Here is a 24,067-nt window from a genome sequence, read left to right as displayed (position 1 = left end):
CATCGCGGCATGCACGATCTTCCTCTCATTGTCTCGCCCATGGCCCGCATCTCCGATTGGCGGTGCGCCGCATGACTGCGTCGCGCCAGCATGCCATCACTGAAATCATCGCCGCGCAGATTGCCGCCGGCGAATGGGGCCCGGACCAGCGCCTGCCGGTGGAGCGCGCGCTTGCCGAGCGCTTCGACTGCACCCGCATCACCCTGCGCGAAGCCTTGCAGCACCTTGAAGCCGAAGGCCGCATCTACCGCGAAAACCGCCGTGGCTGGTTCGTCAGCGCACCACGCGTGCGCTACGACCCCACCAGCATTGCCGGCTTCATGCAGTACGTGGCCGCGCAAGGGCGCAAGCCACGCACCGAGTTGTTGAGTGCCACCCGCCAGGCCGCGGGCGCCGCGTTTGCAGCAGCGCTGCGACTGGACACGCCGTATGAAGACGTCTTCGTGCTGCAACGCCGACGCTGGATCGACCGCCGCGCCGTGCTGCTGGAAACCAACGTCGTGCTGGCAGCGTGGGCACCGGGCCTGCTCGAACACGAGATGGCCGGCTCGCTGTCGAGCGTGTTCAACCAAAAGTTGGGGCTATTCCTGAGCCGCGCACAGGTGTCGATGCATCCGGCCGGCCTGGATGCCACCCAGGCGATACTGCTGCAGTCCACCACCGGCACGCCGTGTTTCCGCCTGCAGCGGATCAGCTTTGCCGAAGACGGCCGCGCGGTGGAACTGGATATCGAATCCTGGCGGCACGACGCTCTGGACGTTGTGGTACGCACCGATGCGCCGATGCGGTCGGCTTCTTAAGAGGGGCTAACAAAACTACGTCACGCCGGTCTACTGGAGGCCGGCTGATCTGCTGCCTGGCTGCAGGCCCCTTGCCCGCCCACCCTCGCGGGACACGTTGCAAGTACGTCCTTATAAGCGCTTACGCAGCATCCATGCCGAGTAAGGTCCCGCGACGGTGAGCGGGCAAGGACCAGTCGAGATAGTCGGTGTGCATGGTGCAAGCAATGCATGATGTGCTTCTACTTTGCTAACTCATATGTGTGTGCGATCCGCATCAGCAGGCCACTGCGACTCGCGAGACGACCAGCTCTTTCAAGCAGCTACCGACCAACGTCCTGGTGCGGTGTCCTCGCCGCTTGCGGGACCGTGTGGCGGCATGGATGCCGCCACCGAGTCTCCACGGACGGATTCACGGCGTGTCCCGCGAGCGGCGAGGGCACCGCGCACTCGACCCACTCAGCGTTTGATCTGGACTTCCGATGCGTTTGACCTGAACTTCCGACGGCATCCACCAGGATGCGGCCGACAACACCCCTGCACTCAGCGCACGGCGAGCAGTCGTCAGCTTGCAAGGGACAGAGCTCAAGGAACCGCACTGCACGCGTGCTACATGCCGCACCGAACACCGGCTGCGCCCGCCTAGCGATGAGCATGCCACTTGGCAGCTGCGCTACGCGTCGAACAGCATGCGCTGCGGGTCCGGCGGTGGCAGGTCGGCGAGCAGCTGACCTAACTGGTCGCGTTGCGCACGCAAGGGGTCGTGCATCAGAAAGTTGGCCAGCCGCGCGTGCCAGGCCGGCCAGCGTGTGGCCAGTGCATCCATATCGCCATCGGCCGGGCGGCCTTCGTGCGGCGAGGCGACGAAGGCGGTGTCGCACAACACGTTGCGCCACCCCAGCCCGCCCATGCGTAGGCTCAAATCCACCAGCGCGGCATACCAGGAGCCATAACTGCTGGCATCCAGCCCGCCGGCCTTGCGCCGTGCGGCGCCCCGCAGCAGCACCGCGTGCCCGACCGCCGAGGGTAACTCCGGATGCAGCGGCGGCATCGCCGCACAGGCAGCGGCCAATCGCTCCGGCGCGTCCGGCAGTGGGTTGAGTTCGCCCAGCCGCGGCCAGCTACAGGCTTCGCCCACATTGCTCCAGGGCGTGGCCGTGGCAATCGCCGCATCGCGCGCAAAACATGCGGTGAGCTGCCGCAACCAACCGGGCAGCGGGCAGGCATCCACCCCCAGCACCACCACGTCGGCGTCGCCGCAGGCGGCGAGCATTTCATCCAGATGCGCCACCTCGCCGAGCATGCGCTGGCGGCGGGTGTGATGCGCCTGCAGCTGCGTCCGCGCCAGCCAGTGATCGATCACCGCGCGGCCGCGCGGGCCGGCCTGCGCGTCGTCGGCCAGCCACACCCGCGTGCCCGCAGGCGTGGCCGCACCCAATGCGCCCAAGCACGCATCCAGCGCCTCGTCGTCGGTGCCGACCGGCACCAGCACGACGGGCAGTGCCGCACTCATTGCGGCTTCTGGCTGGGTTTCAGCGGCTCCATGACCTTGAACTTCTGACCGTATTCGTCGGTGAGATTGCGCGCTTCCTGCGGGTTGCGCACGATCGATGGGGTGATCAGCACGATGACTTCGCGGCGGTTGTTGCTCTTTCCCTTGGTTCCGAACAACGCACCCACTACAGGAAGCTTGCTCAGGAACGGCACGCCATCGCTGGTGTCGGTCGTGCTGTCATCGATCAAACCCGCAAGCATGATTGTGTCGCCACTCTGCACTGCAGCCTCAGTTTTAACCCGACGTGTATTGATGTCCACATTACAAGCTGCAGCATTCACAGTTGCGGTCGCTGACGTACATGCGGCTGGACGGTCACCTGGACTGCTGACCTCTTGGACGATATCCAGGAACACCATGCCGTCCTTCGTTACGCGGGGACGCACTTTAAGAATCACTCCGGTATCGATGTATTGCACTGAAGAGAAGCTGCTGTCGCTACCAAGCCCGGTGTTAATGGACGTTGAGTTAATCGCGATACGCGAGCCGACATTAAGCGTAGCCTCCGCATTGTTGCGCACAAACACCGAAGGCGTCTGCAACAAACGGACATTTGTTACCCGGTCCAATGCCGTGATGATGGCTGCCGCATTCTTGCCGAGGAAACTCCACGCGAGTCCGCCACTACCAACTTGACCTGCGATATCGCCCCAAATATTCCGTCCCGCTGCATTTGCAAGACCAGCACCAAGACCGATGCCCGTCCCGTTGGTCAGGCCGTTATCAGCCGCAGCTGCTGGCGCATTTACTGCATTTTCAAAGTACCAGTTGACGCCATAGCTCAGCGCACCGGTCAAATTCACCTCAGCCACCTGCGCTTCGATATGCACCTGCATCGGCATCACGTCGAGCTTTTCGATGACGTCGCGGATGGACGCCCACGATTGCGGCGTGGAGCGCACCAGCAAGGTGTTGGTTTCGGCCACAGCGGACACGCCGACCTTGTCGCCTTCCACTTCCAGCGTCACTGCGCCGTTGCCGTTGCTGCGCGGTGAGAGCTGCAAGCTGCCGTTGCCCAGGCCACCGCTGCTGCTACCACTGCTTCCACCGACGCCGCTGCTTCCACCAAAACTGCTGCCCGAGCCGCTGCTGTCGCCGCTTTCGCCGAGGCTGCCTCCGGTCATGCCGGAGCTGGCGCCCATGCTGCTGTCACGATTGCCCAGCGCGCCGCCGAGCACGCTGCTCTCGGCACCCGGCGCCAGCGAGGCGTTGGAATCGCCGCCACCGCCGCGCCCACCGAACACTTCCGACAACCGATCGGCCAGGTCCTTGGCCTTGATGTACTTCAATTCATACGAGAACAAGCGCACGCCGCCGCCGGCGCTGTCGATACGGTCCAGCCACTGCTGGATCTGATCCAGATAGCGCGGCTGCGGAGTGATCACCAGCACCGCATTGGCGTTTTCCAGCGGCATGAAACGGAACATGCCGGCGCTGGGCGTCTTGCTCTGTTCGCCGAAGACCTTTTCCAGATCGGCACTGACTTTTTCGGCCTTGCCGGACTGGATCGGGAACACGCCCACCGACATGCCCGACAACCAGTCCACGTCGAAAATCTGCACGGTGCGCAGGTAGTTTTCGAGTTCGGCGCGGGTGCCGCCAAGGGTGATCACGTTGCGCGCGTTGTCGGTGCCGACGATGGCGTTGGGCCGTGCGTACGGCTCCAGCACCTTCTTCATTTCGCTGGCGGAAATGAACTTCAGCGGCACCACGCGCACTTCGAAACCGCGTGCGGCAGACGGCGATGCGGTGCTGGGCGCGACGGTGCCGGCCAGCGCCTGGTCGGCCGGCACGATGTTGTAGCGGCCACCGCTGAACACCATGCGCGCGTTGTTCCAGCCCAACACCATTTCCAGCAGGTTCAAGGCCTGCGCCGGCGAAACCGGATTGGGCGTGGCCAGGGTCACGGTGCCCTGCACGCCGGGCGCGATGACGTAGTTCTGGCCGAGCATGTCGCCCAGGATCGCCTTGACCACCGCCTGTACCGACTCGCCTTCGAAGTTGAAGGTGGCGCTGCCGCTGCTGGCCATGCCCAGCGTGGGCGACGGCGACGCCGCGGCGCTCTGGTTGATCATGGTGCCGCTGCCGCGCCGGATCACCGGGCTGGGCTTGGCGCTGGCGGCGGCATTGCCGTCGGCGCGTTGGTCGGCAACGGTCTGGGTGGCGCCGGCAGCGCCGACTTGTGGGTCCAGGCGCGCGTCGCGGCGCACGTCCGGCGGCGGAGTGGTGGCGCAACCGGCCAACAGGCCAATCAGCAGGGACACGGGAAACAGGCGCGGCGTCATGCGTTCACTCATTGGGTCTGACCGGGGGTAGAGCCGCTCTGGCGCTGCTGTTGCAGCTGGCGGCGTCGGGCTTCGATACGTTCGCGGATGGCACGCATCTGATCGTCGGAGGGGCGTGGAGCTTCCTGCGCGCCATCGCTGCGCTGCGGCGGCACCGTCGGCGGGGCTTGCCCGCCAGGTTGTTGCGCCGGCGGGGTGGCAGGCTGCGGCTGCGGCGGTTGCGCGACCGCGGCGGCATCGGGCGACGGCGGCACCGGCGGCAATGGCGGGAGCGTGCCCGGCGCACCACGCGCGGCGGCATTGGCGGTCGGCGGTTGACCGCCCTGGCCGTTGAACACGTGCAGCTCCAACGTCTGGGTGCCGCCGGGGCCTTCGATGGTGGCACTGCGTGGCTGCAGGGCCAGCAAGCGCCAGCCCTTGACCGCGTCGCCGCCGAGCTGCACGCGCACCGAATCCTGCGGGTCCAGGGTCAGCGTGGCCATCTTGAAGTTCTCGGTCAGCAGCACGCCGGTCAGGCGCACCGTCGAGGCCGCGCCGCTACCATCGGTGCCGGACAGGAAGAACGGATGCGGCAGGCGGTCTTCGGCGAATGCGGGATGCGCGGCGATCTCCGAATATTTTTCGAAGGCGCCCAACCGCTCCGGAGCAGGCGCCGGTAGCGTGGGCAGGCGCTGCACCAGTGCTGGGTCGTCCGGCAGCAGTTCCACCCGCTTGCCTAAGCCAGCCACGGCCAGGATGCACACCAGCAGTGCCCAGCCGACCACGGTGGCCAGCAACCAGGTGCGCAAACCGATCAGGTCAAGGCGCATTGCTGGCCTCCCCGGCGGCCGCGGCGGCAGGCGCGGCATCGGTGTTCAACGGCGCAGCGCTGGCGCCGGGCCGCAGATAGCCGGCCAGCTCGAACGCAATGTCGAGGCCGTTGCCGCTTTCGTTGGGCGAGAGTTGGTAGCGCTGCGCCATCACGTTGAGGTTGTCCACGAACAGCCGCGGAGTGCCGTTTTCCAGGCTGTACAACACCGAAGCCAGTTCCGGCGTGCCGCAGCGCAAGCGTACCTGCACCGCCACGCGGGTGAAGCGGTCCTTACTCTCCGGCTGCAGCGGCGAGCGGTTGCTGATGGCACAGCTGCGGTTGCCGGGGCTGGCTTCCACCACTGCGCGTTCCAGCCGCTGCACCAATCCGGCCGAGGCCAGCTCGGCGGAGGTTTCCGGCAAAAAGCCCGGGCGGCTTTCCAGCGTCTGCCGCGCCTGGCGCAGCCGCTGACTGACCTGCGGCGCCTGCTGCAATTGCACCCGCACGCGCAGCTCGCGCTCGCGCAGCGATTGCAGCTCGTCCTGCATGGCGATCATCGGCTGGGTGAACCACGGGTGCACCAGCACCAGGTACGCCACGCCGAGCACCAGCAGCAGCAGACCCAAAGCGATCCAGCGATCGCGCTTAACGCTGCGTGGCATCGGCCGCCTCCTTCGCATCGGGGCCAGCCAGTTCGGCGGTGATGGTGAAACGGTCGACGTTGCGACCGGCATCGCTCTGCAGCACGCCGGTCAGCGACGGCGTGCGCCATAGCGGCGAACCTTCCAGGCGACGCACCAGCGAGGAGGCTTCGTTGCTCAAACCGATCAGCTGCAATTGCCCGCCTTCGACCGAGAATTTTTCCAGATAGGTGCCGCCCGGCAGACGCCGGCTCAACTCGTCCCAGATTTCCACCGAGGTCGGGCGCGTGGCGCGTTGCTTCTGGAAGAAGGTAGCGCCTTCGACCAGATCCATCAGCTGCTGGCGTTCGGCAGCCACCTGGCGCGCGCGCGCGGCATTGGCCTGCACCTGCGCGCGCAGATCGTCGGCGGCCTGGCGGCGATTATCCAGCAGCAACCAACCGGCCACAGCCAGCAACACCACCGCGGTGGCGGTGAGCAGCAGGTTCCAGCGTTGCATCGGGTCGCTACGTCGCAGCCGGCGTGCCGGCGGCAGCAGGTTCACCCCCAACGGGGCGCCCTGCGCATCGGCCACATCGATGCCGGACAGCGCGTTGGTCCAGGCATCGGGCACACCGGCCGGGCCATCGATCATGCGCCGTGGCACCACGACCAGTTCCGCATCCAGTTGGCCGTCTTCGCGCACATCGAGCACGCGTGCGTCGAAATACACCTGGTCGGCGGTGAACGGGGTTTGCCGGTCGATTTCGAAACGCGCTACATCCTGCAGCCGCGCGGCGGCCGCTGCCGGCAGCCGCAACGGCCGCCGCAATGCATGCGCCGACGGCAACAGCCAATGCCGCGGCAGACCATCCAGCGCAGTCGGCAGCACGCCATTGACTTCCTGCGGCTGCACCGGCCACGGCAGGCTGGCGATCGCCTCACGGCTCTGATCGCGTTGACGCAGCAACTGCAACGTGTCGCCATCGAGCTGCAACAACAGGCGCGCCTGCGACAGGCCCAATTGCCATTGCCAGCGCTGCGGCAGCCACGCCAGCAGCGATTGCTGCCACCAACGCCAGAAGCCTCCGGCTCCCGGCATGGCGCGTACGCCGATACGACCCAAGGTGTCCCGCCATGCGGTCATTGCACTGCTGCTCCCTCTTCCCAACGCAACACGGTGTAGGCCGATCCCGGTACTGCGGACGCGCTTGTCGACACGACCGCCCGCAACACAGCCTCGCGTCCCTGACTTAGTCGCGCCCGGCTCTCGATACTATAAGTGTCAGACCCACCGACCGTCGCCTCGCTGCCCGGCAAACCCAGCGGCGCGTCACGCTGCGCCAGCAGTTGCCGCGCATCCAGGCCCATTGCAGTCAACACCGGGCCGGGTGCAAAACGCGCTTCGGGCCGCGAGCGGCCGCTGTACAAGGTGATGTTGGGCAGCAACTTGCGATACAACTCGCTGTCCATGCCCAGCACCAGGCGCAGTTCGCCCAACGTTTCGAACGGGCTGTCCTTTGCGCCATAGGGCAAGCCGGCATCGGCGTAATCGCGGTCTTCTGCGCCACCGCCGGGCTGGCTCAGCGAGTCGCCATCGCGCCAATCGACGATGGCACCAGCAATGCGCGTATCGCGGCCTTGTTCGCCGCCCACAGCACGCACCAGCCCGGCCAACAGCGCCGGCTCGGCCATGTTCAGATCCACCTTGCCGCTTTCGTCAGTGATACGGATCTCCACCGTGGCATCGTCCATCTGCCAACGATACCGTCGGCCATCTGCGCGCCAGCGTGCCTGGGTATCGGCGCTCTGCAAGCGGGACAGTGCGTATTCCAGGCCAGCGCGTGCGTATTCCTGCGCCTGCGCGCCATTGCGCAGCATAGTGCCTTGCAAGGCTTCCACGCGCGCGGTGAGCGCAAACGCGCCGATCATCGCGGTGAGCAAGGCGATCAACCACAACACCAGCACCAAGGCAGCGCCACGTATCCGGCTCATTGCCCCGCTCCGGGGTTGCTGGATTGCGGCAACGCCACGACCAGCGGCGGCCATGCAGCGTCGCCACTACGAATCTCGATCCGCACCAGCAGCGGCAGGCGGTCGTGCCATTCCCACTGCGGCAACCAGGCGCTCAGGCGGCCGTTCTGCGGATCCATGCCACGGTAACGAAAGCTCACCTGCTGCACGCCTTGCGCCAGCGGCTCCGGCGGCAATTTGGTGCCTTCTTCGATCGATTTGCCCGATTGCAGCATGGTCAACGCAATCTGCAAGGTGCGTTGCTCGCCATCGCCGACCACCGACAACTCGTGCAGATACGGGCCACCGCGTCCCAGATAATCCGGCACATCGGCGGCAAAGCGCATGCGCTGCGGTTCGCCGACAAACAACATCGGTTGCTGGCTTTGCGGGTCGATGCTCATTGCCAGCGGCAATGCAGCAGCCAACCGGCGGCGCAGGAATTCTTCCACCGCACGCACACGCTCGCTGCGCTGGGCAATCGCCTCGCCGCGCTGACTCACCGCGCTGGCCGAGCGCAATGTGGCGAAGGCCAAGGCCAGCCCGCCGACCAACAGCATCGTGGCCAGCAGCACTTCGATCAGGGTGAAACCGGCGCTGCGCGAACGGATCACAGCGCGCTGTCCTGTGCGGTGGCAGCCACCAGGCGCAAGGTGCGCCATTGCAGCATTTGATTGGGCGCCTCGCCCCAACGCACCACCAGGGTCAGTTGCAGCAATTTGTGCGCGCCAGGGGCCACCGGCGCCTGCGGATTACGCCGCGGTTCGTCGTAAGGGCGCACATCCATCGACCAACGGAAATGCCCGGCTTCGAACGTGCCTTGTTGTTGCTCGGGCACCAGCGGTTTGTCCATGCCTTGCAACGCCAGCAGCGATTGCGCGTGCAAGGTCGCACGCGTGCTGTCATCGGCCGCGCGCACCTGACGTGCCGCACCGGACAACGACCCCAGCAACAGGCTCAATGCCAGGGCGAGCAAGGCAAAAGCGACGATTACCTCGATCAGGGTGTAACCACGTTGCCGCTTCATGGCGCAGGCGTCCGCAGTGGGCCGGAACGCACTTCGCCGGTGATCCAGCCCACGTCCACGCGCCAGCGCGCGTCCTTGACCTGCAGATCGATGCGACCGCCCGTGGACGCCCCATCGGGGAAGAACTGGATGGCGCCCTGATCTTCCCGCGACTGCACCTGACGCGCGCCGGTGAAGCGCACCTGCAGCGACGACGGCAGGTCGCCGTGATGGCCGCCGGGCGCTTCCCAACGGCGCTGCAGCGGGTCGATCAGAAAGCGTTGCGGGGTGCCGGTGGCAATCGCCTGGGTGCGCGTATAGCGCAGTTGCGAAGCGATCGCCTTGCCGGCGGTGCGCAGCCGCATGCCATCAATGCCGCCGTTCAATGCGGCGGCGGCCAGCACACCGGCCATCGCGATCAACGCGATGACCAGCAGCATTTCGAGCAGCGAGCTGCCACGCGTGCGGGTACGGCCAGGACCGACTCCATGCGGATGACGCAACGGCTGACACGCAACGCGCATGGCGAGGACTTATTGGTACTTGATGTCCGAGTCGTAGCTGCTGCCGCCGGGGCGACCATCCTTGCCCAGGCTGATCAGATCGAACGGCTGACCATCGCCCGGCGCGCGGTACTCGATGGTGTGACCCCACGGGTCGTTAAGCTCCACCGCCTTGGCGTACGGGCCCAGCCAGCCACTGCTGCCGCCGGGCTGGGTCACCAGGTCATCGAGCTTGCTCGGCAACTTGCCGGTGTCGAGCTGAAAATTTTCGATCTTGCCGGCCAGGGTCTGGATCTGCGACTTGGCCAGATTGGCCTTGCCGCGATCGGCGCCACCAAGCACGCGGCTGCCGACCAAGGTGAGCACCGCGCCGATCAGCACGATGACGATGATGATTTCCAGCAAGCTCATGCCGGCCTGGCCTGCGCGCGACGGACTACGGGTGATGGAACGCTTGATCATGAACGATTTCCTTGCACGTCGATGAAGGATGCTGCCGCCACTAGATGACACGGCGGCCATTGCATTGGTTCCCGCGTAGGTGTCGTGCGGTCACCGGAACGTTGTTGTGAAGACGCCGCCTAATGAAAAGCGCCGCGTGCCGTTAATGGAGTGTACGAGCGATGCATGCCGATGCCGAGTCCCGCTTGCGCCCGCCTTGCAGCTGCGCAGGCGTGTTGCTCGCGCGCTCAACCGATCGCATTGGTGAGGTCATACAGCGGTACCAGTACCGAAATGATGACAAGCCCCACCACTGAGGCCAGGACCAGCGTGATCAGCGGTACCAATGCAGCCAGCGCACGGTCGATGGCTTGTGCAGTTTCCAGCTCGAAGGTGTCAGCGGTCTTGAGCAACATCGTGTCCAACGCGCCGGATTCTTCGCCCACCTGGATCATCTGCAGGGCCAATCGCGGAAAGCGCTTGCCGCGCGCCAGCGATATCGCCAGGCCATGCCCATTCTTGACATCGTCGGCAGCGTTGGCGACATCCTCGACCAACGCCAGATTGGACATCACGTTGCGCGCGATGCCGATCGCGGCAAGCAACGGCACGCCGTTGCGCAACAAGGTGCCCAACGTGCGCGTCAGCCGGGCGGTTTCCAGCCGCGCGATCAGGCTGCCGACCACTTTCTGGCGCAGCAACCATTCGTCCAGCGCTGCACGGAAGGCGGCATTGCGACGCTTGCGATCCAGCCACAACCCGAGCACAGCCGGCACCACGATCAGCACAAGCCACCAGTCGCGCACCAGCAGGCCCACACTCAACACCGCCTGGGTGAACCAGGGCAGCGCGACATCCAGGCTTTCGTACATCTGCGCGAACTGCGGCACCACGTAGCCCAGCAAAAACAACAAGGCGCACCCGACCACCGCCAGCAGAATCGCCGGGTAGATCAACGCATTGATCACCTTGCCCTTGAGCGCGCGGCTGCGCTCCAGGTAATCGGCCAACCGTTGCAAGGTGTCCTGCATGCTGCCGCCGGCTTCGCCGGCACGCACCATGTTGATGTACAGCTTGGAGAACAGCCCATGCTGACGTTCCAACGCGGACGACAGCGGCGCACCGCCGCGCACGGTGTCGCGGATGTCGCCGATGACGCGCCGGCTTTTTTCGTCTTCCGGCAGATCCATCAGGATCGACAACGCGCGATCCAGTGGTTGCCCGGCCCCAATCAAGGTGGCCAGCTGCTGGGTGAATTGCACCAGCGCGGCATTGTCGAACGGCTTCTTGCGCAGCAACATGCGCAGCGATGGCGAATCGCTTTCGCCGGTGGCCAGCCGCGTTTCCACCGGCAGATGGCCCTGCTCCTGCAGACGCAGCGCCACCTCGGCATCGCTACCCGCTTCCATCTGGCCGTCGAGCATTTCGCCGTGGGCGTCGAGCGCTTTGTAGCGGTAGAGCGGCATCAGGAACGGCCGGAGCCGGGGACCCGGGACCGGGGACCCGGGGAAAGCGGCGTACCGCAGCACTGGAATCCAGCAGCACGTCGGTCGGCGCATACGACAGCGACGACCAAGCACTTGCCTTGGCTGTTCCCGGGTCCCCGATCCCGGGTCCCCGGTCCCGACCACCCGGTCACTTCACCGATCATGCATCCTCCGTCACGCGCAGGACTTCTTCGATGGTGGTTTCGCCGCGCAAGGCCTTGGACAGGCCGTCTTCGTACATGGTGCGCATGCCGGCCTTGCGGGCGAGTTGTTCGATCTCGCCCATGCCGGCACGGCGCATCACCGCGCGCCGCAATTCGTCGTTCATCACCAGGAATTCGACGATGGTGGTACGGCCCAGATAGCCGGTCGGCGCGGCCGCCGAGGCACGCGGGCGATACAGGAAGATCTCGCCCTCCGGCTGCAGGCGACGCAGGTTGAAACGTTCGATTTCTTCCGGCGATGCGGGGTAGCGTTCGGCGTTGGCCAGGTCGAGTTTGCGCACCAGGCGCTGCGCCAGAATGCCGTTGATGGTGGAGGTGAGCAGGTAATCCTCCACGCCCATATCCAGCAAACGGGTGATGCCGCCGGCGGCGTTGTTGGTGTGCAGCGTGGACAGCACCAGATGGCCGGTGAGCGCGGACTGGATCGCAATGCGCGCGGTTTCCAGATCGCGCATTTCGCCGATCATGATGATGTCCGGGTCCTGACGCACGATGCTGCGCAGCGCATTGGCAAAATCCAGCCCGATCTGCGGCTTGGCCTGGATCTGATTGATGCCTTCGATCTGGTATTCCACCGGGTCTTCGACAGTGATGATCTTGACGTCGGAGGTATTGAGCTGACTCAGCGCGGTGTACAGCGTGGTGGTCTTGCCCGAGCCGGTGGGGCCGGTGACCAGCATGATGCCGTGCGGTTGTTCGAGCACCTTACGGAACTGCGGCAGAAAGTCTTCGGTAAAGCCCAGCTTGTAGAAGTCGAACACCACCGTTTCGCGATCGAGCAGGCGCATCACCACGCTCTCGCCGTGCGCGGTGGGCACGGTGCTGACGCGCAGATCCAGCTCCTTGCCCTGCACGCGCAACATGATGCGACCGTCCTGCGGCAGGCGGCGCTCGGCGATATTGAGCTTGGCCATGATCTTGATGCGACTGATCACCGCAGCGGTGAGTTTGGCCGGTGGGCTTTCGCCTTCCACCAGCACGCCATCAACGCGGTAACGCACCTTGAGGCGACTTTCGAACGGTTCGATATGGATGTCCGAGGCGCGCAATTCCACCGCGTGCTGGATCACCAGATTCACCAGACGAATCACCGGCGCTTCGGAGGCCAGATCGCGCAGCGCTTCGATGTCGTCGCTGCTGTTGGCATCGCCATCGGCGGTTTCGACGATGGTGCCCATTGCACTGCGGCCCTGGCCATACCAGCGTTCGATCAGATCGTCGATCTCCGAACGCAGGCCGACCTGCAGGAACAATGCACAGCCGGTGGCAAGACGCACCGCATCAATGGCGTAATCGTCGTATGGATCGGCGATCCACAAATCCAGCCGGCCATCGTGTTCGCCCACCGGGCACAGATGAAATTGTTTGAGAAAGCGCAGCGACAAGCCCTGCACGTCGGGCAGCATTTCCGGCGGGGTATCGCCGAGTTGGCGTGCATCCACCAACGGCAGGCCGAGCACATCGGCGCAGGTCTCTGCATGATCGCGTTCGGACACCAGGCCCAGGCGGCCGAGCAGGGCCAACAAGCCCATGCCGGATTCGGCCTGTAACTGGCGCGCGCGCAGCAGGTCGGAGTCCTTCAGACGACGGCGTTCAAGCAATGCTTCGACGATGCGCGTTTCCGCACTTCGATGCTCAATTGGATCGACGGCAACCGCGTTCACACTCGTCTCCACTGGTTCGGCGCCGACTGTAGCAGTTTGCCGCGACGATCAACCGCACGCATCTGAATCGTCCTGAAAAACAATGCCCCCGGTGATTAGCCGGGGGCATTGGTCACACTATTTCAGCACTTACTGTCGTGCAACGAGGGTCAGCTTCGCGTAATCGGATGCACCCACCAACTTGATGTAGTACGTGCCTGCCTTGGGGGCAGTGAAGCGGACGGTTTCGCTGTTGCCCGGACGCGTCGACTTGGCATCGAAACTGGTGGCGCTGGGCTCGGCTTCATAGCTGACGTACACCGACACATCGCCGGTACCGCCGTAGGTCATGAAGCTCAGCACCGCACCGGCCTTGGCTTCGAAGCTGTACAGCGTGGAGCTGCCGAAGGTGCCGCTCAGGCCGGTCAGCGGCGCCTTGTTGGTCAACGCGACGGCGGTCGGTGCGCAGGACTCGGTGGCCGGATCGCACGGCTCCACCAACACTGCTTCCAGCGCGGCCTTGGCGTCGACGATGCCGCTGCCGATCGGGGTGCTGGCCGGCGGGGTCACCGGGAAACGGCGGCTGGTCTGCTTGAGCAACGCTTCGACCGCAGCCGGGGTCAGCGGGCCGTCGCCCAGACCGATCGCCGCGCTCTGCACCAGCGCCACGACGCCAGCCACATGCGGGGACGCCATCGAGGTTCCGCCCATGCCCATGTAGCTATAGCTACCCGAGGTCGGCGTGGTCGCACCGTCGTAGCCGGCCTGCCAGATATAGCCGCCCGGATTGCCGTCCACACTGCCACCGCCGCCCGGGCCGGACAAATCGACCTTGCTGCCGTAGTTGGAGTAGTAAGTGATGCCACCGGTGATGCGGGTGGCACCGACGGTGACGGTGTTGTTGCAGCTGGCCGGCGAATGGTTGGCCGCGTCATCGCCGTCATTGCCGGCAGCGACCACGACAGTGGTGCCGCGCGCCACCGCACCGTTGATCGCCAGCTGGGTGGCCGAATCGCAGGCCCCACCGCCGCCCAGGCTCATGTTGATCACTTCGGCCGGGTTGGTGTTGGCGGGGACGCCTTCGACCGTGCCGCCGGATGCCCACACGATGGCGTCGGCGATGTCGGAGGTATAACCGCCGCAACGGCCGAGCACGCGTACCGGCAGGATGGACGACTTGGGTGCGACGCCGGCCATGCCGATGCCGTTATTGGTCGCTTCGGCCACGGTGCCCGAGACATGGGTGCCGTGCCAGGAGCTTTCCTGCGCCACCGAGCCGGTGTAGCAGACGTTGTCGGCTTCTTCCCAGTCGCCGTAATCCAGTGCACCGGGGACGCGGGCATCGGTCGGACGACGCGAGACTTCGGCATCGCTGATGAAGTCATAGCCCTGCAGCAGGTTGCCGGCAAAATCGGGATGGCCCGGCAGGATGCCGGTGTCCAGCACTGCCACCACCACACCGGCGCCCTGCGACAGATCCCATGCGGCCGGCGCATTGATACCGCCGCTGGGGTTGCTCAGGTGCCACTGGTACTGCGCATACAGCGGGTCGTTGGGAACCAGCTGCGGGCTCACATCGGTGGCGGCAACGCTTTTCTTGATCTCGACCGGACGCAGCATGCGATCGATCTGCACGTCGGCCACCGACGGATCGTTCTTCAGCTCGACCACCACCTTGTCCACCTGCGCGGCGGTCAACGTGCTGGACAGCTTGATCAGGTCCGAGCCGATACCGAGCTTGCGCACATACGTCGCCTTGGCGGCGGCTGCGCTGCTACGTGCGCCGTTACTGGCGCCGACGCGGCCGACAGCGGCCTGCACGGCATTGAGCTTGCTGCTGCGATCGGTCGCAGCGGCACTGTTGTCCTTGTAGCGCACGATCAGGCGGCTACTGAATTGGGCGCCGGCCGAAGCGGACTGGGTCGGTTCCTTGACCAGCAGTTTCGGTGCGGCTGCCAGGGTGCCGGATGCACCAAGGGCCATCATCAGGATGGCGCCGGTCAGCGGGGTGAGGCGGAAGGTCTTGTCGATCACGGTGAAATCCTCTTCGTGTTTTTCGTGAATCAGGCTTGGAACGGGGTCGACAACGCCGCGCAGCCGTGAGCCGGCCTGCGGCAGTTGATCGATCGCTCCTGGTACGGCCATCACTCCATGCGAATCCGTTGGCTGGCCTAGCCACGGTCCTTGCCCGCCCCCTCAGGCCTTACCGCGGCGGCGCACATCGGCGCCACCGCGTTTGATGCAACTGCGTACGCTGTTGCTGAGGGTTACCAGCCGAAACCGGCACCCACGCCGATCGAGCTGTCATCGCCGCTCAACGCACCGCCCACGGTCAACGTGGCGCGCGGGCTGATCGCACGCTGGTAGCCCACCGACAACGCAGACTCGCCGTTCTGGAAACCGACGCCGGCACCGACGCGGTTCTGCGAGGCGATACCGGCCACGCTGGCAGACATGTTCAACATTGCCGAGCTCATCGCGCCCTGACGATCCAGGCGACGGTTCTGCCGACGCAGACGGTCTTCGATATCGCCCTGATAGCTTTCGAAGCTGTCGGCCATCGCGCTGTAGCGGCTGTCGGTGTAGCTGTTGGCCGTAGCAATACCGCCATCCAACTGGCCCTTGTTCACCGCATCGGTGGCGCGCGTACCGGCCGCCACATTGGCCACCTGCCGCTCGCCGCCGACACTGCCCACCGACACCGTGTTGGCGCGGTCGGCGATCGAGCCCTGACCCAACGCGACCGCACCCTGTGCACTGGCACGTGCGCCCTGGCCGATAGCGGTACCGGATGCGGCGCTGACCTGCGCGCCCTCGCCCATCGCCACCGCATTGGTGGCCACCGCTGCAATCTGCGTGTTGGCGCCGACCGCCGTACTGCCGTCGGCATTGACGCGCGCATTGCTGCCGATGGCGGTGTCGTTGGGGCCGTGCGCGTAAGCGCTGCCGCCAATCGCCGTGCCGGTGACGTGGTTAGCCACTGCCGCCGTGCCCACCGCCGTCGAGGTTGCCGCCGGGGTGATGCTGCCGACCACCGCTGCCGTCGGCGTGCCTTGCACGCCGGCAGTCGCAGTGGCGGTGCTGACGTTGCTTGCCGCATCGCTAGCAGCAGGTGCAGCGACAGCCGGCACCGTGGCGGTCCGCAGCGATGCCGTGGTGCTGGCAACCGCAGTGCCACCACGTGCATCCAGTTGGGTGACCTTGGTGTCCAGCGCGGTCAATGCCGCGCCCACGTTGTTGTAGCTGGCGCCTTGAATCACGTAGGTCGGCGCAACGAAGACGCCTTGCGCGCCGATCGCCGCACCGCCACCAAGGAAGCTGGCGGCATTGCTGAGCGACTGGAACAACTGACCGCCGTTGATGGCATCGGTGCTGGCATCGGCAATCGCGCCGGCGCCCACGTTGACGATGCGACGCGTTGCCGGACCACCGCGGCCATTGCCGCTACCCACCGACACCGTATTGGCCTCGTAGGTGCGCGAACCCGAGCCCAACGCCACCGAATCGGCGCCGGTTGCACCGGCATTGGCACCCAACGCCACGCTGTTGACCGCACTCTGGCGGACGAAAGAGTTGTAGCCCAGCGCCACGCTCTTCTCGCCAATGGCATTGGTCTGTTGACCCATCGCAGTGCTGTTCATGCCACTGGCGCTGCTGTCCACGCCTACCGCACTGGCACCAGTGCCGGTGGCGCTGCTGCCGGAAGCAATGGCGACACTGCGTGCACCACTGGCAGTGGCACCCGCACCTGCGGCGGTCGCGCGATCACCGGTTGCCACGGCTACGCCGGCGCCGGTGGTCTTGACCATGCCGCTGGTGGTCTGCACATCGGCCGCCAATGCATCCAGCTGCCCCTTGTTGACCGCATCGCTGGAGGTCTGGCCGTCGCTGACGTTGACGATGCGACGCGTTGCCGGACCACCGCGACCATTGCCGCTACCCACCGACACCGTATTGGCGTCGTAGGTGCGCGAGCCCGAGCCCAAGGCGACCGAATCGGCACCGCTGGCACCGGCATTCGCACCCAGGGCCACCGCATTGCTGCCGCTTTCGCGCACGAAGGAGTTGTAGCCCAGCGCCACACCATTTTCGCCGATGGAATTGGTCTGACGGCCCATCGCGGTGCTGTTCACGCCGCTGGCGCTGCTGTCCACACCCATCGCGCTTGCACCGGTCGCCGACGCGCTGCTGCCGGAAGCGATGGCAACACTGCGTGCACCCGTGGCAACAGCACCGGAGCCGGCAGCCGTGCTGCGCTCGCCGGTTGCGGTGGCCACTGTATCGCCGGTGGTCTTGAACTTGCTGCTGGTGTTCTGCACATCGGCCGACACCGCATCCAGCTGACCCTTGTTGACCGCATCGGTCGCGGTCTGGCCATCGCTGACATTGACGATGCGACGCGTCGCCGGACCACCGCGGCCATTGCCGCTGCCGATCGACACCGTGTCGGCTTCATAGGTGCGCGAACCCGAGCCTAATGCCACCGAATCGGCACCGGTTGCGCCGGCGTTGGCACCCAGCGCCACACCGTTGACCGCGCTCTGGCGGACGAACGAGTTGTAGCCCACCGAGACCGCGTTTTCGCCGATCACATTGACCTGACGACCGACACCGGTGCTGTTGATGCCGGTAGCCGATGCATCCACGCCGATCACGCTGGCGCCGACCGCATCGGCGCGGCTGTTGCCACCCAGTGCCAGCGTGTTGTTGGCCAACGCCGCAGCGCTTTGGCCCAACGCGGTGGCATTGGTGCCGTCCGCATACGAGTTCCAGCCGATCGCGGTGGTGTAGTCCGCGGTTGCCCACGCACCCGCACCGAAGGCGGCCGCGCCGGTTCCCGAGGCACGCGCCGGGATGAAGCCGAAGAACGTGCTGCCACCGACCGCAACGCTTTCGTCGCCGGTGGCTTCGCTGAACTCACCCACGGCCACCGCGCTGGCGCCGGAGGCCAGCGATGCAGCACCAACGGCGGTGCTGTAATCGCTGGACGCCACCGCGCCGTAACCCAGTGCCGACGACAGCCGGCCGCTGGATTCGCTGTAGCCGCCAAATGCCGCGCTGCCGACGTTGGACGCCGCGCTGCGGAAGCCCGCAGCGGTGGCCTGGTTGTCCGATGCCACTGCCTCGCTGCCGAGCGCGGTGGTGTAGGTGGAGCTTGCCTGCGCGCCAGCGCCATTTGCGGTGGCGCCGATAGCGCTGGCCTGTGCATTGCTGCCGAATGCGCTGCTGTTTTCGGCCAACGCCTGCGCGTTGCTGCCGACCGCTGCGGCACTGGTGCCGCTCGCCAGCGCATTCAAGCCGACTGCGGTGGCCGCATCGGCCACTGCCTGTGCACCTGCGCCCAATGCAGTGGTGCCGTTGGCGGTGGCGTTGGCGCCCTCGCCTGCAGCCAATGCGTTATCGCCTGCGACGTACGCACCGGCATCGCTGTCGTCGCTGCCGCTGGCCTGGAAGTACTTGCTGGTGGTTGCACCGGCTTCGGCAACCGCATTGAGCTGATCCAGATTCACCGCATCGGTGCCCTGGGTGCCGGCCGCCACGTTGGTGATCTGACGCTCGTTGCCGGCGCTGCCGACGGACACCGCAAAGTCGCGATCGGCCACCGAATCGGCGCCCAATGCCACGCTGCTTTCGCCGGTGGATTCGGCAAAGTTACCCAGCGCGGTGCTGTTGAGGCCCGGTGCCCATGCAGCACCACCCACGGCGGTGGAGAAATCGCCGGAAGCTTCGGTCGGCAACAGGCCGAGCAAGGCGCCGCCGACCGACACGCTGTTGTAACCGCTGGCCACACTGCCCTGGCCGGCTGCAACGCTGTAGGCGCCAGTGGCGGTGGCATCGCTGCCCACGGCGACCGTGTTGGAGCCGCTGGCGGTGCTGAAGTTACCCAAGGCGGTGCTGTTGAAACCGCTCGCGGTGGAATACCCACCGACGGCGGTGGCGTAATTGGCCGTCGCCTGTGCGCCGAAGCCCAGTGCTGCGGCGGTGGTGCCATCGGCGACGCTTTCTGCGCCAATTGCCGTGGCCGATTCGCCGCTGGCGCTGGCGAAGTAACCCATCGCGGTGGATTCGCTGCCCTGTGCCTCGCTCAGCGCACCAACCGCCAGCGAGCCATCGCCATAGGCGCCTGCCGCTGCACCGAGCGCGGTGCTCTGCGCGCCGGCTGCTTCGCTCTCGCCACCCACGGCCACGGCATAGTCGCCGCTGGCCTGGCTGAAGGCGCCGTTGGACACGCTGCCGAAGCCGCTGGCTGCTGCGTTGTAACCGGCCGCATTGGCGTACTGCGCCGTTGCGTTGGCGCCGCTGCCGATGGCAACTGCACCGATCGCGGTGGCATTGCTGCTGGCACCGAACGCGCTGCTGTAGTCGCCTTCGGCGGTGGCATTGGAACCGGCCGCCGTTGCATCTTCGCCCTGTGCGACGGCAGTGCCGTCGCCGGTGCCTGCATACAGGCGCGCGGTGGTTTCGGCGGTGCCGGCCACTGCGTTGAGCTGATCCAGATTCACCGCATCGGTGCCTTCGGTACCGGCAGCGACATTGGTGATTTGACGTTCGCCGCCAACGGTACCCACGGAAACCGTGTTGGCGCGATCGGCAACAGCGTTCACGCCAAGCGCAACGCTGTTGTTCACCGCAACTTGCGCACCATCGCCGATCGCAACGCTATCGGTGCCTTCGACGAAGGTGTTGGCACCCAGCGCGAGCGAACGATCGCCGTAAGCATTGGCCTGCGACCCAATCGCAACTGCACGATTGCCGCCGGTGAACGCGGTATCGCCGATGGCAATCGAAGCATCGCCACCTGCGGCCGAGGTGATGCCAACTGCCACGCTGCCTCTGCCATACGCGGTGCTTTCCGCACCGATCGCGGTGCTGGTGTCGCCGAACGCCACGCTGGCAAACCCCAGCGCCGTGGATTCAAGCCCGTTGCCGATGCTTTCGAAACCGACCGCAGTCGCACCGCGGCCGAAGGCCACGCTGGTGCTGCCAAGTGCGGTGCCGTAGAAGCCCGACGCGGTGCTGTCTGCGCCCAGCGCAGTGGCATAACGGTCGCTGGCGATGCTGTTGAAACCCACCGCCGTGGCGTTGTTGAAGTTCGCAACTGCACCGCTGCCCACGGCAGTGGTGTTGATGTCCGATGCAATGCTGCTGGAACCCAGCGCAGTGCTGTAATCGGCAAGCGCTGATGCATTGGACCCTGCCGCGACGCTGTCCACGCCTTCGGCAACTGCAGCGCCCTCACCGGTGGCGACGAACGTGCGCGCGGTGGTGGAGGCGACATCGGAGACGGCGGTGAGCTGACCGAGATTCACTGCATCGGTGGCTTCGGTACCGGCAGCAACGCTGGTGATCTGACGCTCTGCGCCGGCCGCGCCGACCGACACGGTGTCGGCGCGCGTGGCGACCGAATTGGCGCCCAGCGCCACCGAGTTGGCGCCGCGTGCGGTGCTGTAGTAGCCCAGCGCCGTGCTCAGCTCACCGCTGGCCCAGGATTCAGGACCGACCGCGGTTGCGCCTTCGCCCGGTGCGTAGGCGAAGTAACCCACTGCCGTGGCTTCGGTGCCCGACGCCTCGCTCAACGTGCCGACAGCGGTGGTGTAGGTGCCCGATGCGATCGCACCGGCGCCGAGCGCAGTGGACGCTTCGCCGCTGGCCTGGGTCTGCACGAAGAAGCCCAGTCCGGGAATCAGATCCACCGGGCCGCCCACAGCCGTGCTGCTGGTGCCGCTGGCGCTGGTCTGGGTGCCGACGGCAGTGGCGTAATCGCCACCGGCGTTGGCCACTGCACCGAATGCCGATGCCTGCGCACCGGCGGCATACGCGCCGACGCCGAACGAGGACGCCGCGAAACCGTCGGCATTGGCGCTGGCGCCGACCGCCGTTCCGCCAACGCCGGCGCTGGTGGCACCGGTGGTGACCGGCACACCGCCATTGGTGATCAACGGCTGGCCATCTTCGTTGACCGCAGCGCCGCCCACAGCCACGCTGGCCGGGCCATTGGCCTGCGCGTTATGGCCGAACGCTGCGCTGTTCTGGCCGGAGGCCAGTGCATTGGCGCCCACGGCCGTCGCGTTCTCGGCGGTGGCATTGGCGCCGGTGCCGAGCGCGGTGGTTGCGGTACCGATCGCATTGGCGGCATCGCCTGCGGCCAGTGCGCTATTGCCATCGACATAGGCGCCGACGCTGTCGTCGCCCGGGCTTGCCTTGAAGAACAGCGCAGTGTCTTCGGCCACATCGGCCACGTCGCGCAGCTGCGCCACGTTGACCGCATCGGTGGCGTTGATGCCGGCACCGACGTTGGTGATGCGACGCGTTGCCGGGCCGCCGCGACCATTACCGCTACCGACCGACACCACGTCGTCTTCGTGAGTACGTGAGCCTGCGCCCAGCGCCACCGAATTGGCACCGGTGACGCCGGCATTGGCGCCCAGCGCCACACCGTTTTCGGCGGCCTGGCGCACAAAACTGTTGTAGCCGATGGCCACGGCGTTTTCGCCGATGGCGTTGGTCTGGCGTCCGATCGCGCTGCTATTCACACCGCTGGCGCTGCTGTCGGCACCGGTAGCGACCGCGCCGGTGGCGCTGGCCGTGCTGCCGGCACCGATGGCGGTCGCCTTGGCGGCAGGTGCAGAGGCACCGCGGCCGACTTCGACCGATTGCGCGTTGGCGGGGAGTGGCGTGACGAATCCGGCGCCGCCGAGCGCCAGGGTGATGGCGGCGGCCAATGCCAGGCTTTGGCGGCGGTCGATGAGCGAGGCTGGAGCAACGGCTCCGGTGCTGTCACCGCTGGCCAATTCCGAGGCCACGGCCCACACACCCAATGACTTGTTCCAGACCTTGCGATAAATCCGATTCATCGACGCACTACTCCTGAGTTGTTGGGACTGGTTTTTGGCGAGCGCCCACCCTCGGAAGGCCTTTCGGCCACGCGATTCCCCGTGGTTGTGCGCCTATGGGCCTTGCGGCGATGGACGGCTTGCGCCTGCACCCTGGATAGTCAAAAAGTGAACGCTACCCAACCATAGAACTGCGCGAAGTGTTAACAGTCGTCAAATCCGGCGTCAAGTTTTTGACAGAAAGCGAAGATAAGAGTGCTTTTCGTCACACTTCTGCTTGCTTTTATTAGATTTTTGATAATTCTTTGGAAAACAGCGACCTAGATCATGTCTCTCAAGACATTTCAAAGCTGAATAGCCATGTCTTTTGCGGACAAAAAAACCCGCTGGCGAGACGCCAACGGGCTTGGTTGCGCAAAAACACACCAGGAGAAGGTCAGATGGCCGGTCAGTCCGCTGCGTGTCGGCCGCGGTTGTCCGGCAGCTTCGCCGCTAGCAGCGCTGGATCCGTTTGCGCCAAGGAAATGACGACCGCGCCCTGCATCGATGCCAGGCGTCGACTCATTGGCGCTCCAGCAGGCTCACGCCGTCGAAGATGGCGCCATCACGTTTGAGCACGTAGGTACCTGCGCGCGGCGCGGTAAACTGCACCCGCTGGCTCGTGCCGCTACGTATTGGAGTCGTTGTCGTTGTCGTTGTCGTCGGCGCTGGGCACTGGGCACTGGGCACTGGGCACGCGGCCCAGTGCGCCATACAGCGACGCCTTGCCCACTGCAAACGACGCTGAGAAAGCTCAGTCACTGGCCTGCGGACGACCGGAGCGTGAACACATCCGCGTCCCCGGCCGCAGTGGACGCCCAGCGCTGGATCGTGCCGTTTTGCAGGACTTGGGCATCCTGCCTGCAGTTCAGATCATCGGCGTCGCAACCCCGCATCGCACGCGTCACCGCCGGTGCCGACCATTGCCGTCATGAGCGCGTCGACCGCCTTGGCACCGTCACCGATCGCGTTGGACACAACACCGGCGGCCTCGGTGGTTTGCTCGTTGCTGCCGACAACAAAGCCGAGCGCGTCGTAGTCGCACACCGTTGCAACCCCGCTAACCACCACTGCAGACGTATCGATCGCCATCGCATTGCGCCCCAATGCTGTGGCATCGCGCGCCAATGCCGGGCTGCCCGCTCCCAGCGCGCTGGCGCCATCGGCAAGCGCATTGCTTGCTGCCCCAAGAGCAATGACATCGCGCGCGTCGACGAATGGAAGTACGCCGGTGTCGTCTTCGGCCGGCATCGCCGCGCTGGACGAGAGCGCCGGCTCCACTGCACTGGCAACCGAACCCGTCGACGCGTCAGCGACAGCCGGTCACTGCGCACACAGACGTTAGCCATCGACCACGCTGTACGGCGTCGTCGGACTACGCGCCTGCGCCATTGCGGTGAATGTGATGGCACTGCCCGCCAGCACTATGCAGATGGCAGCGACCAGGCCGCGGCACACAGGCAGACGGCCCCGCGCCGGCATGTTCGAGATAATCGAATAATGCATCGCTTTACCGGAGAGCGGCCACCCTCGGCATTTTCGATACTCTTCATTTAACACTTACTTTTCAGCATTTCCGGGCGCGTGATAACCGACCACCGCACACCTGATTTCCGTGCGTCACGCCGAGGCTTTATCGAGCGCAGCAGCTCCCCTTCACCGAGATTTACCTTGAAAAATAAGCGCCACCGAGTACTTGGCAGACGTACCGCTTACACTAAAGACGTAACGCTAGATGAGTTTATTGAAAACCCGAACAACTAAATACGGAGCGCATCACGCACGCAAAAAACCTTTGATGCGAATAACTAGCAACTCTCAACTTTACTTCAAGCAAACCTTATTTTC

Annotated in this window: 16 protein-coding genes and 1 other RNA gene; 1 reads left to right on the top strand and 16 read right to left on the bottom strand. The window is 65.5% G+C overall.

Going from position 1 to position 24,067, the window contains the following annotated elements:
* Nucleotides 1–71: 71 nt before the first annotated feature.
* A complete protein-coding gene (locus ASF90_RS13255; RefSeq protein WP_055851422.1) occupies nt 72–800 on the top strand; it encodes a UTRA domain-containing protein in 729 nt (242 codons plus the stop codon).
* A gap of 502 nt (nt 801–1,302) precedes the next feature.
* On the opposite strand, the gene ASF90_RS22360 is transcribed toward ASF90_RS13255, so the two are convergent.
* From ASF90_RS22360 to ASF90_RS13175, 16 genes are all read right to left on the bottom strand, one after another.
* A non-coding RNA gene (locus ASF90_RS22360) (sX9 sRNA) lies at nt 1,303–1,394 on the bottom strand.
* A gap of 58 nt (nt 1,395–1,452) precedes the next feature.
* The gene (locus tag ASF90_RS13250; protein WP_055850800.1) at nt 1,453–2,292 is read right to left on the bottom strand and encodes a hypothetical protein; all 840 of its coding nucleotides are present in this window, start codon (nt 2,290–2,292) and stop codon (nt 1,453–1,455) included.
* Nucleotides 2,289–4,631 carry a type II secretion system secretin GspD gene (gene gspD, locus ASF90_RS13245; protein WP_055850797.1) on the bottom strand — a complete coding sequence of 781 codons (2,343 nt, stop codon included), beginning with the start codon at nt 4,629–4,631 and terminating at the stop codon, nt 2,289–2,291. The genes ASF90_RS13250 and gspD overlap by 4 nt, the downstream gene beginning before the upstream one ends.
* Nucleotides 4,628–5,428, bottom strand: coding sequence for a type II secretion system protein XpsN (gene xpsN, locus ASF90_RS13240; RefSeq protein WP_055850794.1), 801 nt, complete (start codon nt 5,426–5,428; stop codon nt 4,628–4,630). Before xpsN ends, gspD begins: the two co-directional genes overlap by 4 nt.
* Entirely contained in the window at nt 5,418–6,071 is a 654-nt protein-coding gene (gene gspM, locus ASF90_RS13235) for a type II secretion system protein GspM (RefSeq protein WP_055850791.1), read from the bottom strand. Before gspM ends, xpsN begins: the two co-directional genes overlap by 11 nt.
* Entirely contained in the window at nt 6,055–7,176 is a 1,122-nt protein-coding gene (locus ASF90_RS13230; protein WP_055850789.1) for a PilN domain-containing protein, read from the bottom strand. Before ASF90_RS13230 ends, gspM begins: the two co-directional genes overlap by 17 nt.
* Nucleotides 7,173–8,024, bottom strand: coding sequence for a type II secretion system protein GspK (locus ASF90_RS13225; RefSeq protein WP_055850786.1), 852 nt, complete (start codon nt 8,022–8,024; stop codon nt 7,173–7,175). Before ASF90_RS13225 ends, ASF90_RS13230 begins: the two co-directional genes overlap by 4 nt.
* Complete coding sequence (locus ASF90_RS13220) at nt 8,021–8,656, bottom strand: type II secretion system protein J (protein ID WP_055850783.1); 636 nt, start codon at nt 8,654–8,656, stop codon at nt 8,021–8,023. Before ASF90_RS13220 ends, ASF90_RS13225 begins: the two co-directional genes overlap by 4 nt.
* On the bottom strand, nt 8,653–9,069 hold the full coding sequence (locus ASF90_RS13215; RefSeq protein WP_055850781.1) for a prepilin-type N-terminal cleavage/methylation domain-containing protein: 417 nt from the start codon (nt 9,067–9,069) through the stop codon (nt 8,653–8,655). Before ASF90_RS13215 ends, ASF90_RS13220 begins: the two co-directional genes overlap by 4 nt.
* Nucleotides 9,066–9,572 (bottom strand): GspH/FimT family pseudopilin, encoded by a 507-nt coding sequence (locus tag ASF90_RS13210; protein WP_055850779.1) that lies wholly within the window; start codon nt 9,570–9,572, stop codon nt 9,066–9,068. Before ASF90_RS13210 ends, ASF90_RS13215 begins: the two co-directional genes overlap by 4 nt.
* A gap of 9 nt (nt 9,573–9,581) precedes the next feature.
* Nucleotides 9,582–10,013, bottom strand: a complete 432-nt coding sequence (gspG, locus tag ASF90_RS13205; RefSeq protein ID WP_055850775.1) for a type II secretion system major pseudopilin GspG — start codon at nt 10,011–10,013, stop codon at nt 9,582–9,584.
* 227 nt (nt 10,014–10,240) lie between these two features.
* Nucleotides 10,241–11,458, bottom strand: coding sequence for a type II secretion system F family protein (locus tag ASF90_RS13200; protein ID WP_055850772.1), 1,218 nt, complete (start codon nt 11,456–11,458; stop codon nt 10,241–10,243).
* Nucleotides 11,459–11,639: 181 nt separating this feature from the next.
* Nucleotides 11,640–13,367 carry a type II secretion system ATPase GspE gene (gene gspE / locus ASF90_RS13195; RefSeq protein WP_055850769.1) on the bottom strand — a complete coding sequence of 576 codons (1,728 nt, stop codon included), beginning with the start codon at nt 13,365–13,367 and terminating at the stop codon, nt 11,640–11,642.
* A 129-nt stretch (nt 13,368–13,496) separates the two neighbouring features.
* Nucleotides 13,497–15,380, bottom strand: a complete 1,884-nt coding sequence (locus ASF90_RS13190) for a S8 family serine peptidase (protein ID WP_055851420.1) — start codon at nt 15,378–15,380, stop codon at nt 13,497–13,499.
* Nucleotides 15,381–15,613: 233 nt separating this feature from the next.
* Entirely contained in the window at nt 15,614–22,201 is a 6,588-nt protein-coding gene (locus tag ASF90_RS13185) for an ESPR-type extended signal peptide-containing protein (protein ID WP_055850766.1), read from the bottom strand.
* 891 nt (nt 22,202–23,092) lie between these two features.
* Nucleotides 23,093–23,500: a hypothetical protein gene (locus ASF90_RS13175; protein WP_115560420.1), complete on the bottom strand. Its 408-nt coding sequence runs from the start codon at nt 23,498–23,500 to the stop codon at nt 23,093–23,095.
* Nucleotides 23,501–24,067 lie beyond the last annotated feature (567 nt).

It is taken from the genome of Xanthomonas sp. Leaf148 (assembly GCF_001423585.1).
GTDB lineage: Bacteria > Pseudomonadota > Gammaproteobacteria > Xanthomonadales > Xanthomonadaceae > Xanthomonas.
Note: the sequence above shows the minus strand (reverse complement) of the source record. Positions and strands in the feature narration are given on the sequence as shown.